The sequence below is a fragment of the Alcaligenes sp. LTN-3 genome, assembly GCF_059735605.1.
Window position 1 is genome coordinate 894,273 of record NZ_JCAPDN010000001.1, and the last position, 14,900, is coordinate 909,172.

13 protein-coding genes are annotated in these 14,900 nt (G+C 55.5%); all 13 read right to left on the reverse strand.

Features of this window, described 5'->3' with window-relative positions; all coding sequences use genetic code 11:
- Positions 1-2 precede the first annotated feature (2 nt).
- The 13 genes from AC6I6N_RS04255 to AC6I6N_RS04315 all read right to left on the reverse strand — a co-directional run bounded on the left by AC6I6N_RS04255 (position 3) and on the right by AC6I6N_RS04315 (position 14,827).
- Positions 3-836, reverse strand: a complete 834-nt coding sequence (locus AC6I6N_RS04255; RefSeq protein ID WP_094196850.1) for an alpha/beta fold hydrolase — start codon at positions 834-836, stop codon at positions 3-5.
- Entirely contained in the window at positions 833-2,059 is a 1,227-nt protein-coding gene (locus AC6I6N_RS04260) for a CaiB/BaiF CoA transferase family protein (protein ID WP_094196851.1), read from the reverse strand. The genes AC6I6N_RS04255 and AC6I6N_RS04260 overlap by 4 nt, the downstream gene beginning before the upstream one ends.
- Positions 2,056-2,862 (reverse strand): IclR family transcriptional regulator, encoded by an 807-nt coding sequence (locus AC6I6N_RS04265; RefSeq protein ID WP_080723684.1) that lies wholly within the window; start codon positions 2,860-2,862, stop codon positions 2,056-2,058. The genes AC6I6N_RS04260 and AC6I6N_RS04265 overlap by 4 nt, the downstream gene beginning before the upstream one ends.
- Positions 2,859-4,004, reverse strand: a complete 1,146-nt coding sequence (locus tag AC6I6N_RS04270; RefSeq protein ID WP_045929923.1) for a thiolase family protein — start codon at positions 4,002-4,004, stop codon at positions 2,859-2,861. The genes AC6I6N_RS04265 and AC6I6N_RS04270 overlap by 4 nt, the downstream gene beginning before the upstream one ends.
- Before the next feature lies 1 nt (position 4,005).
- The gene (locus AC6I6N_RS04275) at positions 4,006-4,443 is read right to left on the reverse strand and encodes a Zn-ribbon domain-containing OB-fold protein (RefSeq protein WP_094196853.1); all 438 of its coding nucleotides are present in this window, start codon (positions 4,441-4,443) and stop codon (positions 4,006-4,008) included.
- 18 nt (positions 4,444-4,461) lie between these two features.
- Positions 4,462-5,292 carry an alpha/beta fold hydrolase gene (locus tag AC6I6N_RS04280; protein ID WP_094196854.1) on the reverse strand — a complete coding sequence of 277 codons (831 nt, stop codon included), beginning with the start codon at positions 5,290-5,292 and terminating at the stop codon, positions 4,462-4,464.
- Between the two features lie 219 nt (positions 5,293-5,511).
- Positions 5,512-6,081, reverse strand: a complete 570-nt coding sequence (locus AC6I6N_RS04285; protein WP_094196855.1) for a nitroreductase family protein — start codon at positions 6,079-6,081, stop codon at positions 5,512-5,514.
- Between the two features lie 50 nt (positions 6,082-6,131).
- Positions 6,132-6,869 carry a pyridoxine 5'-phosphate synthase gene (pdxJ, locus tag AC6I6N_RS04290; protein WP_094196856.1) on the reverse strand — a complete coding sequence of 246 codons (738 nt, stop codon included), beginning with the start codon at positions 6,867-6,869 and terminating at the stop codon, positions 6,132-6,134.
- A 55-nt stretch (positions 6,870-6,924) separates the two neighbouring features.
- Positions 6,925-8,388, reverse strand: a complete 1,464-nt coding sequence (locus AC6I6N_RS04295) for an efflux transporter outer membrane subunit (protein WP_094196857.1) — start codon at positions 8,386-8,388, stop codon at positions 6,925-6,927.
- Positions 8,388-11,582, reverse strand: a complete 3,195-nt coding sequence (locus AC6I6N_RS04300) for a multidrug efflux RND transporter permease subunit (protein WP_094196858.1) — start codon at positions 11,580-11,582, stop codon at positions 8,388-8,390. The genes AC6I6N_RS04295 and AC6I6N_RS04300 overlap by 1 nt, the downstream gene beginning before the upstream one ends.
- A 5-nt stretch (positions 11,583-11,587) precedes the next feature.
- The gene (locus AC6I6N_RS04305; protein ID WP_094196859.1) at positions 11,588-12,829 is read right to left on the reverse strand and encodes an efflux RND transporter periplasmic adaptor subunit; all 1,242 of its coding nucleotides are present in this window, start codon (positions 12,827-12,829) and stop codon (positions 11,588-11,590) included.
- Positions 12,830-13,136: 307 nt separating this feature from the next.
- On the reverse strand, positions 13,137-13,931 hold the full coding sequence (locus tag AC6I6N_RS04310; protein ID WP_094196860.1) for an ABC transporter ATP-binding protein: 795 nt from the start codon (positions 13,929-13,931) through the stop codon (positions 13,137-13,139).
- Positions 13,931-14,827, reverse strand: a complete 897-nt coding sequence (locus AC6I6N_RS04315) for an ABC transporter permease (protein WP_094196861.1) — start codon at positions 14,825-14,827, stop codon at positions 13,931-13,933. The genes AC6I6N_RS04310 and AC6I6N_RS04315 overlap by 1 nt, the downstream gene beginning before the upstream one ends.
- Between the last annotated feature and the right edge of the window lie 73 nt (positions 14,828-14,900).

Here is a 14,900-nt window from a genome sequence, read left to right on the forward strand (position 1 = left end):
TCCTAGCAAAAATGTGTGTTGCCAGATGCCTTGAAGTGCGCCAACAGCAAATCAATCAAGGTATCGGGCGCAGTCAGTGGCAACATGTGCCCTGCCCCATCAATAATGTGTAGCGCGGTCTGTGTCTTGCCGGCTTTGTGCAAAGTATCCAGGATGATCTGCATGGCACTGGCGGGCGTAGACAGATCCTGGCTGCCCGTCAGCAGCAAAGTGGCCGGCAAGTGCGCCGCTAGGTCGCCATACCCGGAAAACTGGGCAAGACTTTGCCAACTGCTCAGCAATGTCTTCACCGGAACCAGGCGTAGCTGTTGCTCTGCGTACTGCATGGCTTGGGCTAGCTCAGGACTGGGCTCCAGACCACCAAACCAGCGCTGCATAGTGGTCTGCACAATGGTTTGACGGCTCTCGTGCTGTATGGCCTGGGCACGCTCACCAAATACCGCCAAACCCATCGGCGGGCTGGCGATAATGCTCAGGCTTTGCACCTTCTTGGAAGAACTCTCGGCCAACCTGGCCGCCGCCAGGGTTGCAATCACCCCACCAATCGAATGCCCCAGCAAATGAACCTTGTCACAACGACAGGACTCCACCACCTTGACGGCATCGTCCACCAAGGTATCCAGGTCGAAATGCGATAGCGCGACAGCCGAGCCATGACCTCGCAGGTCGTAGCTCAGACACGGGTAATCGGCAGCCAAATAGCTGAACAGTGCGTCAAAGGAGCACGCATCGACTCCGATGGAGTGCAAGGCAATGACACACTCATCACGGCTCGTGCCCTTGTCCACCGCGAGCAAAGAACCCGAATAATGAAGCCTGCTCAATGGGTTCGTCATGCTTGGCTACACGTGCTGTTCAACAAAACGCCTTTACTTTGTAAAGACGACACAGCTTCAGCAGACAGGCTTAACCACTCACCCAACACGCGCGCATCATCCTCGCCCTTCTTAGGAGGGAACCGAGATGGAGCCGCTTCGGCGCCCACGAATTTGATGGGGTTTCCAACGACCTCAATGCTGTGGTCTTCATTTTGAAGCGCCAGAATCATGCTGCGCTCTGAAGTGCGCGCATGCGCCAATGCCTCTGGCACAGACTGGATCAAGGCAACCGGCACGCTATGCTCTTCCAATAAAGGAATCCAATGCGCAGCCGCTTGTGTCGCGAAAGCGCTTTCAAGCAGCTCCCACAAGGCCTGCTTATTTTTCAGGCGGCTGGCACCAGTCTGGAAACGCTCATCGTCAATAAGCGATTCCAAACCCAGCACACGACACAAGCCTTGCCACATTCTCTCGGTATTGGCCGTCACCACAAACTCACGGCCATCTCCCCCTCGAAATGAGCGATAAGTAGGAATAGAGTCATGCTTGGCCCCTTGGGGCGCGGGCGTCACATCTGCAATCAAGGCATAGGCACTTTGATAGGACAGCATGGCCAACTGGCAATCCAGCATCGCCACATCCACAATCCGACCTTTACCAGTACGCTCCCTGTCAGCCAAGGCGGCATTGATAGCGATAGTCGCGTACAAACCAGCCACCGTATCACCGGCTGGAATACCCAAACGTACGGCGGGTCTGCCCTCTTCGCCCGTCAGGCTCATGACGCCTGACAAGGCTTGCACAATCATGTCGTAAGCAGGTTTGTCACGATCCGGGCCGGTTTGTCCAAAACCACTAATGGACGCCCAGACCAGGCCGGGGTGTTCTTCACACAAGGCCTGTGGGTCCAGGCCCAGACGGGCTGCCACACCGGGGCGGTAATTTTCCACAACCACATCCGCTTTCAGGATCAGTTGTCGAACCAGGTCCAGCCCTTCAGCGGTTTTCAGATTTACCGCCAAACTGCTTTTATTGCGGTTGATACTCAGATAGTAGGCACTATCCTCACCCACAAAATGGGGGGGAATACTGCGACTGGAGTCACCTTCCGGTGCCTCGATCTTGACCACTTCAGCCCCCAGATCCCCCAGCACTTGTGTGCAGAAGGGACCGGACAAAAAGGTAGTGAGGTCGATGACCTTATAGCCTGCCAGGGGCTGAGCGGTAGCGGTATGACTCATAATTTGGTTTTTCTATGTCGGTATCCGAACATCTCGGACAGTTTTTCGGCATGATGAATAACGGCAGCGGTAATGGCGCTCAAACCTGCACTGGGCACACGGGTAGTGGGCATGGTCAAACAAATACAGCCCACAATGCCGTGGTTATCAAAGACTGGTGCAGCAACCCCGCGTGCATCGGGCAACTTCTCGCTCATGCTGTGGGCATAGCCGTTCTGGCGCACTTCGCTCAGCTCTGCCAAAAGCGACTCCAAAGCAGGCAAAGGTGCATCTTGCGCCGGAGAGGTCTCGGCCTTGGCATACACACGCTCTATCGTGTCCTGATCCAGATACGCCAAAATAGCCTTGCCGGAAGCCCCCCAGACCAGGGACATGGGTTTGTGCAAATCAATCTGATATTGCAGCTTGTGCTCGCCTCGTGCGATGGCGGCAAAACTCATGGCCGACTCGCTGACGGCATACGTGCCAAACAGGACAGTCTCGTTGAACTCGGAAGCAATCTCGTCCAGAGATTTTTGTGCCAAGGCAGGCTTGGATTCAGCGCTCATCACTTGCGCCGCTACTCGATAAAATTCAGGCCCAATGCTGTACAAACCACTTCCACCACTGACCACCGCAACAAAATCATCTTTGCGCAGCAGATTGAGCAAGCGGTGAGCCGTTGAAGGGGCCAGGCCCATTTGCTCGGACACTTGCTTGACGGTTACCGGGCCATTGGACTCCGCCAAGACAGCCAATAGCTGAAGCGCACGGCTTACGGTTCCGGTTGAACTAGTAGAGGTGGACGTGTTTTGTGTGGTCATATCTGGGCTTCAAAAATATGGATTGCACAAGCACCATGATCAAGGCCCGCAATACCGCCACCCGTGACGTGAGTCATGGCGTAGCGAGCATCAGGAACCTGACGTTCTCCGGCTTGGTGTGTCAGTTGCCAGTACATTTCCACGGCTTGGGCCACACCGCTTGCTCCCACTGGGTGGCCCTTGGCCAGCAAACCGCCACTGGGGTTCACCACCACGTCACCGCCGTAGGTACTACGGCCATCCAGCAGAAACTGAGCAGACTGCCCGACCTCACACAAACCTAGTGCTTCGTAATAAATAAGTTCGGCGATTGTAAACGCGTCATGCAGCTCAACCGCATCCAGATCCTGGGCTGTAATCCCCGCCATCTTGTAGGCATCGCGGGCAGATTCCGCCGAAATCTCGGGACGAGTCATATCGCGAAAACCGCTGGTCGCCTGACCGGAATGCAGCACCGACGCAGCGACCCGCATGGCAGGTTTCTGCAAGCGTTTCAAGGCACGCTCGGACACCATGATCAAGGCCGCCGCGCCATCCCCCGTAGGGCAACATTGCAGCAAGGTCAGTGGGTCACAAATAGGACGTGATGCCAGCACCTGCTCCACGGTCAGTGGATCGCGATACTGTGCATAGGGATTATGTTTACTGTGTGTGCGAGCCTTGATGGAGACCTGCGCCAGAACTTCTGGCCCCAGATTGCGTTCATGCAGGTAACGACGAGCACGCATGCCATACACCGCAGGCATCACCAAACCTTGCTGGACTTCGGGATCTTCCTGCACCAGAGGCAAGGTGCCTCCGCCAAACTGCGTCAGCTTGTCCACACCGATCACCAGCACGATGTCGTGTCGGCCAGCCTGGATATCTTTCCACGCCAAGTGAATAGCTGTGGCCCCACCCGAGCAAGCGTTATCGCAATTGACGACAGGCACTGTACCAATACCGATTTCCTTGACCAGACGCTGTCCCGTCAACATGCCACCAAAGGCGTGGCCGCAAACAACAGCATCAATATCCTGAGCCTGTACACCGGCACTGGCCATCGCGTTCAGGATTGCAGGCAAGGCCAAACCGGTATAGCTGGATTCTTTATGACGAGCCATGGGAATCATGGCCGCGCCGACTACATATGCTTCACTCACCTTACTTCTCCGCCGACACAGGAGTTACAAACCAGTCATTGCCATCGGTGGCAGTACTGACAGGCATATCGCAATACAAGGCACTCAGGTCTTCACAACGTATGTGTGCCAAAACACGAACTCCGTTAGGAAAATCCACATAACCCAAGGTGTAAGGCGTGGGACGCGACGCGGAAACATAAATGGTGGAAAAACTGTAGAGCTTTCCAAATGGGCCAAAAAACATGTCTTGCATGTCGCGAGCACCCGTTTCCATACACACGTCACGGACGGGAAAAGCCTTGCTGCCGCTGGAACGGCTCTGGCTGCCACGCAACAAGACCGCGCCATCTTCAACAACAAACTGGCTAGCCTGGTCTAACGCAATATCTCGTATCGGCTGTGCATTTGCACCGAAAGCCATTGCCGTCGGCAGCTCAGTAGATTCAGTAACTGGCATGAATTAATCCTTGCAGCATTAATTAACTTGATTCCAAAAATTCTCAATTTGCAGTGCGAAGGCTTCGGGCACTTCAACCGGCGTTGTGTGACCGGACTGCTCAAATACCGTATGTGTGCTGTCTGGAAGCAAGCTGTGCATATGCTCCATATCAGCGGGCTTTTTAGCTCTGTCCAAAGCACCGCTGATCAACAAATGAGGGGTGCTATTGCCTGCCAAAAGGGACTGATAGTCAGGACGGGCAAACACGCCATTGACTGAGTTGGCAATGCTGGGAGGCAAGTGTGTGAAGTAGTCGCGCCACTGCTCCTGCTGAGCCTGAGCAGCAAGGTCTGTGCTTGCCAGAAAGGCGTCTCCAAACATGGTTTGCAGCAAGGCCGAGACATAGGGCGCACCGCCATCTCGACGCAGTTGCGCTTCCAGTTGGTCAAAGCGCTCTTTCTGCTGTTCTGCCATCGAGGTGCAGCAAGACAGGACAGCAGAACGGACCAACTGAGGTGCGCACTGCATCAGCTCCTGAGCCACATAACCTCCCATCGAGCTACCCACTACATGCAGAGAAGAAAGCTGCAGCGCTTGGGCCAGGAATGCGTAGTCCTGTGCCAACTGATGCATGGTGGCGGGCTTCTGGCCTGCGGTGCTCAAACCCTGATTACGATGATCCGGGCAAATAATGTGCCATTCGTTTTGCAACGCCTGAATCACGGGCAGGAACATACCGCCATTGAAAAACAGGGAGTGCAGCATGAGTACGGATGGACGAGATGCGCTGGGCTGCCCAATTTCTACGTAATGTAGTTCGGCCCCATCGGGAAGCATCAGGTGCTGTGTGCGAACTCGTTTCATCATTTCCCTGTTAATATTCCGTTTAACGGAATGTTATTCTAATGTATGGAATAATAATAAAAGCGGGACTAGGTTCATGCCTATCAGTACAAACCCTAGAGCACAAAAAAAGCCTGAATCCAGAAAGGATTCAGGCTTTTTAAAACATTCCACAGCAATCACCCTCCAGGGTGATACCCGGTAACCGGCACTATCTTAAAACCGGTTCTTCATCAGCTTGACTCAAGCAGCTTGCCACTCAGTCAGGAACTGTTGAGGTTCAGGGCGCTGCGCAGGGCCTAGTTTATGAATCGGTGTACCCACAGACACAAAGCCCAGGAACTGGTAATCCAGGGAATCAAAGCCCAAGGCTTCAGGGACCTCTTCACCGTAAGTGCCCAGACCAGTACTCCAGAAAGCACCAAAACCCAATTGATGCGCAGCATGCAGCATATTACTGACAGCCGCACCGGTAGCCAATACACGTTCCAGTTCAGGGATTTTTTCTTCACCGTGATCAATGTGGCTGGCCACGGCGATCAGCATAGGCACCTTGGCCAGCCAAGCGCGCACGCTGGCGGCTTTCTGTTCGGTCAAGGGATTACCGGCGCGTTCGTTGGCGGCAATAGCCAGCTCACCCAAAGCCTGCACGTTTTCACCGCGAATCAGGCAAAAGCGCCATGGCTGCAAACGGCCATGGTCAGGAGCGACCATGGCAGCGCGCAAAATCAGGTCCAGCTCTTGCTCGTTCGGGCCGGGGCCTTGCACCAGCTTGATGGAGCGACGGGACAATAAAGAATCAATAGTACTCATAGTGCTTCCAGAATCAGTTAAGCGTGCCCTGCCCTGATGGCAGGGCTCAGTCAGGCTTGAGCAGGGGCGAGCGCTTGCACCAGCAGGGCTTTCATGTCACGCACGGCTTTTTCCCAGCCGTCAAAGACAGCCTGGGCAACAATGGCATGACCAATATTGAGCTCCGTCAGTCCGGGCAAGGCGGCAATCGCTTGTACATTACCGTAATGCAGACCGTGACCCGCGTTCACACGCAGACCTTGGGACACACCTTGAGCAATGCCGGCACGGATACGTTCCAGTTCGCTGGCTGCCTGTTCGGGTGTTTGAGCATCCGCATAAGCGCCAGTGTGCAGTTCAATCACGGTAGCGCCGACGTCACTGGCAGCGCGAATTTGCGCCGGGTCGGCATCAATGAACAGCGAAACACGAATGCCGGCAGCTTGCAATTGCTGCACTGCGGCCCTGACCTGGTCCAGATGACCGACCACATCCAAACCACCTTCGGTTGTCAGTTCGGCACGGTGTTCGGGAACCAGGCAGACATCGTCCGGTTTGATACGGCACGCAATGTCCAGCATTTCGGTGGTGATGGCGCATTCCAGATTCATCCGGGTACGCAGTACGGGGCGCAGCGCCTCGACATCGGCATCCTGAATATGACGCCGGTCTTCACGTAGATGTAAGGTGATCAGGTCCGCTCCGGCTTCCTCTGCTCGCAAAGCGGCCTGAATTGGATCAGGGTATGTGGTCAGACGCTGCTGGCGCAGCGTCGCCACATGATCGATATTGACGCCCAGTTCTAACATTCCCCAAGGACCTCCGTAGTTTCAGGGATGAATGACTAGACGTATTATCGCCTGTTTATTCCGGTGCTGTCCCAGCGGCCTGAGTCTTTGTTTCAGGCTGGATGGTTTCGGCTGTCCAGCCGCCCCCCAAGGCCTTGTACAACTCGACCCGGTTCATCAAGGATGCCAAGCCAGTTTGAATATAAGCCTGACGCGTACCGTACAGGCTAACTTCCGCCGTTTGTACCTGCAGGAAGCTGTCTATACCCACTTCGTAACGCAGCTTGGCCAAACGCAAGCTTTCGCTGGCCGCCTGATCGACCTCTTGCAAGGCATCGATCTGCTGACCATAAGTGGCTTCGCCCGCCAGAGCATCAGCCACTTCACGGAAAGCTACCTGAATGGTTTTTTCGTACTGGCTGATCGCAATATCACGACGAGCCTCGGCCAAATCCAGATTGGCCCAAGTGCTGCCCGACAACAGCGGCATGGTAATTTGCGGCTGGAACTGCCAGTAACGGTTGCCCGAACTGAACAGACCGCCCAGCTCGGGGCTCATGAAGCCCAGCAGGCCGGTCAGGCTCAGACGCGGGAAAAAAGCAGCGCGCGCCGCACCGATGCTGTAGTTGGAGCCACGCAAAACGTGCTCGGCGGCCAGAATGTCGGGACGACGTTCCAGCAATTCTGCGGACAGGCCTACCGGCAAGCTAGGCATCAGCTGCGCACGGGTAAACGGCAAGCCAGCAGGCAGATCCTGGGGAATTTCACGTCCTAACAAGACCTGCAAGGCATTGAGCGCCCGCTGGCGATCACGTTCAACAGCCTGCATATCAGAACGCACGGTGTTGTATTGCACCTTGGCCTGATTCAGGTCCAGCGCAGACACGGTACCGGCATCATAAGAGGACTGCACCAGGCGCAATGTCTCTTGACGGCTACGCAGGGTGTTGCTCATCAGAGCATGCAATTCTTCTGCTGCACGTACCTTAAAGTAGGCTTCAGCAGTGCCCGCCACCAAAGCAATATGGGCGGTGCGCTGAGCCTGCTCGGTGGCAAAGTACTGTTCACGAGCAGCACGGGCCAAATCACGCACCCGGCCAAAGAAGTCCAGCTCGAAAGCAGTAATACCGACGCCGGCCTGATACGTACGAGACACGGGCGCCGAGCTTGGGCCAGCAGGACGCAACTCAGCCGGTGTATGAGTGGCCTGCTGGGCCGCCTGTACACCAATGCTGGGCAACTGATCACTGCGTGCCACACCATACTGCGCACGCGCTTCCTCAATACGCTGGGTGGCAATACGCAAGTCACGGTTGTTTTCCAGAGCCTGTTCGATCAGGGCATGCAGGCGCGCATCGGTAAAGAATTCGCGCCACCCCAGATCAGCGACCTGTGCCACATCCGCCTGGCCCTGCTGGGCCAGAGGAAATTGTGCAGGCACAGGGGAATCAGGACGCTCGTACTTCGGTGCCAAGGAGCAAGCCGACAAGGCAAACGCCACGGCCAGCACCAAGGGACTACGTAAAAACATACTAGACATCAGTGCTGTCCTCCTTGCGAACCGGCCGGTTGTGCAGCTTGCTTGGCCAGTTCTTCCTCGTGCAATTTGGCGGCTTCGCCAAACAAACGGGGTTTGGTTTTAAAGAGCTTGAGGATCACGACAAAGAAAGTCGGCACCATCAAGACCGCCAAAGGCGTAGCGGCCAACATACCGCCCAGCACGCCCAGACCCACGGCGTTCTGACTGGCCGCACCCGCACCGGTAGAGGTAGCCAGAGGCACCACACCCAGCACAAAGGCGAAGGAGGTCATCAAGATAGGACGGAAACGCAGACGGGCGGCTTCCAAAGTGGCATCGATCAAGGTGGCGCCACGGGCGTAAGCATCCTTGGCAAACTCCACAATCAGAATTGCGTTCTTGGCCGACAGACCGATCACCGTCACGATACCCACCTGGAAGTACACGTCGTTAGGCATACCCAGACCGGACACCAGCAAGACCGAACCGAGCATACCCAGTGGCACGGCCAGCATCACGGACAGCGGGATCGCCCAGCTTTCATACAAGGCAGCCAGCAGCATGAACACCACCAAAACAGCCAAGCCCATCAGGATACCCGACTGACCCGCCGCCTGACGCTCCTGGTAGGACAGGCCAGTCCAGTCCACACCAAAGCCGCTGGGCAATTGCTTCATCAGGTTTTCCATCTCGATCATGGCTTCACCCGAGGTGTAGCCTGGAGCGGGACCGCCACTGATACGAACAGACTCGTAGCTGTTGTAACGCACGATCTGTACCGGACCTTGTTCGGTCGTCTGGTTCACAAAGGCAGACAGCGGAACCATCTTGCCTTCCTTATTGCGAGCGTTCAGCTTGAGCACGTCCTCAATGGTCATGCGGTACGGCGCATCAGCTTGCACCCAGACACTTTGCACACGGCCCTGGTTGGTAAATTTACCCACGAAGGACGAACCCAAAGCGCCACTGATCAAGGCAGACGCTTCGCTAAAGTTCACTCCCAAGGCAGCAGCCTTGTCACGGTCAATTTCCAGACGAATCTGCTTGCCAGGCCCCAAGCCTGTGATACGCACGCTCTGTGGATCAAACACAGGGCTTTGCTTGGCCAGACCCAACAACTGATCGGCCGCAGCCATCAAGGCATCGTGACCCATGCCACCACGGTCTTCCAGACGCATATCGATACCCGAGGAGTTACCCAGAGCAGAAATAGCGGGTGGCACAATCGCGATCACCATGGAGTCAGGCAAACCGAACAACAACTGCCCCATGGCTTTGCCAGAGATGGCTTGAGCCGAGTTTTCCTCGCCTTTACGTTCGTTGAAGTCCTTCAAGGGCACAAAGGCAATCGCCGAGTTCAAACCACTACCATTAAAGCTGAAACCTTGAACGGCAATCACGTTTTCAACCTGAGGCTGCTCTTTGAAGTAATCCTCGACCTTGGTAATGGTTTCAATCGTACGGTTGGCAGTCGAACCGGCAGGCAGCTCGATATTGGCAATCACGTAACCCTGATCTTCCTCGGGCAAGAACGCGGTTGGCATGCGCATGTATAAAAAGCCCAGCACCAGCACCATGATCAGATAGATGAACATCATCCGACCGCCACGACGCAGGGTCTTGCCAATAAAGCTTTCGTAGCCGTTGGTGGTACGCGTAAAGACACGGTTGAACCAGCCAAAGAAGCCACGCTTGGTTTCGTGATGCCCCTTGGGGATCGGTTTCAACAACGTCGCGCACAGAGCAGGCGTAAAGGTCAGTGCCAGAAAGCCCGAGAAGGCAATCGACACGGCCATGGCCACCGAGAACTGACGGTAAATCACCCCCACCGAACCGGCCATGAATGCCAGCGGCAAGAACACGGCCGACAGCACCAGCGTAATACCCACAATCGCGCCACTAATTTGCGGCATGGCTTTCTTGGTGGCCTCTTTAGGCGAGAGCCCGTCTTCCACCATGATACGTTCGACGTTCTCCACCACCACGATCGCGTCGTCCACCAAAATACCAATGGCCAGCACCATCGCGAACATGGTCAGCACGTTCACGGACATGCCCAGCACCTGCATCACCGCGAAGGCCCCGAGAATCGCCACCGGCACCACCAGTGCAGGGATCAGGGTATAGCGCACGTTTTGCAGGAACACGTACATCACGATGAACACCAGCACCATGGCTTCCAGCAAGGTGTAAACCACCTGGGTGATGGATTTGTCCACGTAAGGTGAGGTGTCGTAAGGAATGTCGTAGCGAATGTTTTCTGGGAAGAACTCGGCCAACTTCTCCATTTCGACTTTAATCGCCGCCGCGGTATCCAGCGCGTTCGCTTCAGGCAATAAGGAGATTGCAAAGGCCGCTGTCGGCTTGCTGTTCAGACGGGCACCAAACTGGTAGTTGTCCGCCCCCACTTCCACTCGAGCCACGTCCTTGATACGCACGGTCGAACCATCGGCCTGCGAGCGCAGAATGATGTTTTCAAACTCTTCCACGGTTGCCAACTGACCGTTAACCGTAATCGGCGCAGCCACGCGTTGACTGTCCTGATTCGGTGGGCCACCCAGAATACCGGCAGACACCAGCATGTTTTGCTGACGAATGGCGTTGGTCACGTCTGCCGGGCTCATCTGGTAACCGACCAGCTTGGCAGGATCCAGCCACACACGCATGGCACGACCGGACGCAAACAACTGGAAGCGAGCCACACCAGGGACACGGGAAATCGTGTTCTTAATATTACGTTCGATGTAATCGGCCAGAGCCGTCTGGTCCAGGCTGCCATCCGTGGAGGACAAGGTCACCACTTGCAGAAAGCCTGTACTGGACTGCTCAACGTGCAGGCCCTGCTCCATCACCGCTGTCGGCAAGGACGCGGTAATGTTGCTGACCCGGTTCTGGACGTCCACCTGAGCCATGTCAGGATTGGTACCAGGACGGAACGTGGCGGTGATTTCGGTCGAACCGTAGGAATCACTGACGGACTCGTAGTACAGCAGACCCTTGGCACCGTTCAGTTGATCTTCGATCACACTGGCTACCGTGCTGGCAACGTCTTCCGCCGTTGCACCGGGGTAGGTCGCCCGGATGGTGACCGAAGGGGGTGCCACATCGGGATACTGCGCTACGGGCATATTGGGCAAGGCCAATAAGCCAAATAGCGTGATCGCCAAGGCAACGACCCATGCAAAAATGGGCCTTTCAATAAAAAACTGAGGCATGTCGCTTACTCGCTAGACTTGGCTTCGTTTGGCTCAGCCGCAGCGGCCGGTTCCTGTGCGGGGGCCGCATCAGGAGCAGGCGCAGCGGCGGATTTGTTGCCCTGCTTCCAAGGCATCGTCTGGACAGGTGCACCGGGTCGAATCTTCTGGAAGCCTTCGACAATGATCTGGTCTCCAGCTTGCAGGCCATTCTCCACGACATACTGACCATCGCTTTCAGGTCCCAATACAACCGGTACGGACTGGGCTTTCTCTTCACGAACCACGTAAATATTAGAGGCCCCATCCGAGGTGTACTGAACCGCCTGGGCGGGCACCAACAAGGCATCGGGAATCACGCCTTGTTCCAGACGAACGCGCACGTACATACCGGGCAAGAGGATCTCGTCAGGGTTCGGGAACACGGCACGCAAGGTCACTTGCGAAGTAGAAGGATCCACGCTGACACCGCTAAACAGCAGCACACCGTCCTGATCGTACAAAGAGCCATCTTCCAGCACAGCCTTGGCTTTGGCCTGGGCCTCACCCGCTGACTTCAAGGTGCCATCGGCCATGGCGCGACGCAGTTGAGTCAGCTCTGCCGTCGAACGGGTCACATCAATATAGACACGATCCAGTTGCTGTACGGTTGCCATGTGCGTGGCGTTGGCGGCCGAGACCAGCGCACCTTCGGTTACGAAGGATTTGCCAATACGACCTGACACCGGCGACACAATCTTGGTGTAGCCCAAATCAATATTGGCGCTCTCTAACGTGGCTTGCGCAGCAGCAATCGCCGCATCCGCCTGCATCGCACGGGCCTTGGCATTATCGTAATCCTGACGCGAAACCGCATTTTCCTTGATCAAACGCTCATAGCGCTGGGCCAATTGCTTGGCACTTTGCGCTTCCGCCTGTGCATTTTTCAACTGGGCGGCGGCCTGATTGCGAACAGCTCGGTAAGGAGCAGGATCAATGGTAAACAAGAGCTGATCTTGTTTGACATCAGCGCCCTGTTCAAAGTTGATTTCTTCCACGATTCCCGACACACGGGCGCGGATTTGTGCATCTTTGATGGCTTCGACTCGTCCAGGCAGCTCGGAGAACAACTCGGTAGAGGTCGGTTGGACGGTAATCACACTGACCGGGACCTTCATCCCGCCGGCCGGAGCTTGAGGCTCTTTGTTGCCGCAAGCGGCCAGAAGAACCAAGGAAGAGAAGGCAGCAATACGGAAAGTCTGCCGACCCAACAAGCTTTGAAATGACATGAAGAACTCCTGAGCTAAGCGTTGCATGGGAGTTTAACGCTTAAACTGACTGGATTGTATGGTTTGGACAAGCAGCAAGTATATGTCGAAAAAGCCCAAATCAAACAGGAAAATTTGCGATGAGACGCATTCCGATCTTGCAATCGTTTGGCGACTACGATTAGCCAGCTCCCCCCTTACACTTGCCCCGTCGTCCGCCTACGCCAAAAGAACACGTATTATCATATGCCTAGGGATTTTTTAATATAAAAAAACCGCGTTTACCCCCTAGAGTTGACGCGGTTTTCCAGATTCGGAATAGTGCTTTCTAGCCTAGCAATAAACTATCATCGGCTAGTGTTTCACCCCGCACCTTCTCAAACATCTCCAGCAAATCACGCACATCCAGGCCTTGGCGCTGCTCACCGCTGACATCCAGCACCACCTTGCCTTGATGCAACATCACCGTGCGGTCGCCCACATCCAGAGCCTGACGCATACTGTGCGTGACCATCATGGTGGTCAGGCCACCTTCGCGCACAATACGGTTGGTCAGTTGCAACACGAAGTCTGCCGTACGTGGATCCAAGGCGGCAGTATGTTCATCCAGCAACAATATCTTGGAAGGACGCAACGCGGCCATCAACAAGCTGACCGCCTGACGTTGACCACCAGACAGCAAACCGATACGGTCTGTCAGACGGTTTTCCAGACCCAGGCCCAAGGTTTCCAGGCGCTCTGCAAACTCAGCACGCATGGAGTGACGCACAGCACGGCTCAACCCGCGGCGACTGCCACGACACGTCGCCAGTGCCATATTTTCTTCAATGGTCAGGTCCTCACAGGTACCAGCCATCGGATCCTGAAACACACGGGCAACCCAGTTGGCACGTTCCCAGACCGGGCGACGAGTCACGTCCACGTTGTCGATCATGATTTGACCATCATCGACAGACTGGTCGCCCGAGATCGCATTCAGAAAAGTAGACTTGCCTGCGCCGTTCGAGCCGATCACGGTCACAAACTGCCCTTCAGGAATGGTCAGGGACAAGCCGCGCAAGGCGCGGGTTTCAATAGGCGTGCCTGGGTTAAAGGTCAGGCACAGTTTTTTTGCTTCTAACATTACTGAGCCCCCTTCTGTTTACGAGCACGCTTTTTCTTGAGCAATGGAATCACCAGCGCCACGGTTACCAACAGGGCGGTGACCAGATTCAAGTCCTGCGCTTTCAAGCCGATCACATCGGCATTCAGGGCCAAAGCAATAAAGAAGCGGTACAGAATCGCGCCCAGCACCACGGCCAAGGTGGCGTAGAACAGTTTACGAGCAGGCAAAATGCTTTCACCCACAATCACGGCGGCCAGACCAATCACGATAGTCCCAATACCCATGGAAATATCCGCCCCACCCTGCGACTGAGCAAACAAGGCACCGGCCAAAGCGACCAGCGCATTGGAAATCGCCATCCCCAGCAAAAGCATATTGCCGGTTGCCACGCCTTGCGCACGAGCCATACGGGCATTGGCACCAGTGGCACGCATGGCCAGACCCGTTTGTGTACCGAAGAACCAATCCAGCGCCAGCTTGGCGATGATCACCAAACCAATCAACAGCAAAGGACGGGCAATATAGTCAGCGATGGCTTCGGGCTGCAGGATCGTAAAGACCGTCGGTTCCATGATCAAAGGAACATTGGGACGACCCATGATGCGCAGGTTAATGGAATACAAGGCGATCATCATCAGGATACTGGCCAGCAGATCCATGATTTTCAGGCGGACATTCAACCAGCCGGTAATGGTTCCGGCAATGGCGCCGGCAAACGTTGCCACCACGGTCGCCAGAAAAGGATCATTGCCCTGACTGATCAGGATGGCGGCAACCGCCCCACCCAAAGGAAAACTACCATCGACCGTCAGGTCAGGAAATCGCAAGATGCGAAAAGAAATCAGAACACCCAGAGCAACCAGTCCGAAAATCAGACCAATCTCCAGGGCCCCCCACATTGAATAAATAGACATATTGTTGGACGTCTAGGATACAAAAGAAACAGGCGGGCAGCTTGTGGCAACCCACCTGCAAGAAGCAGTCAGC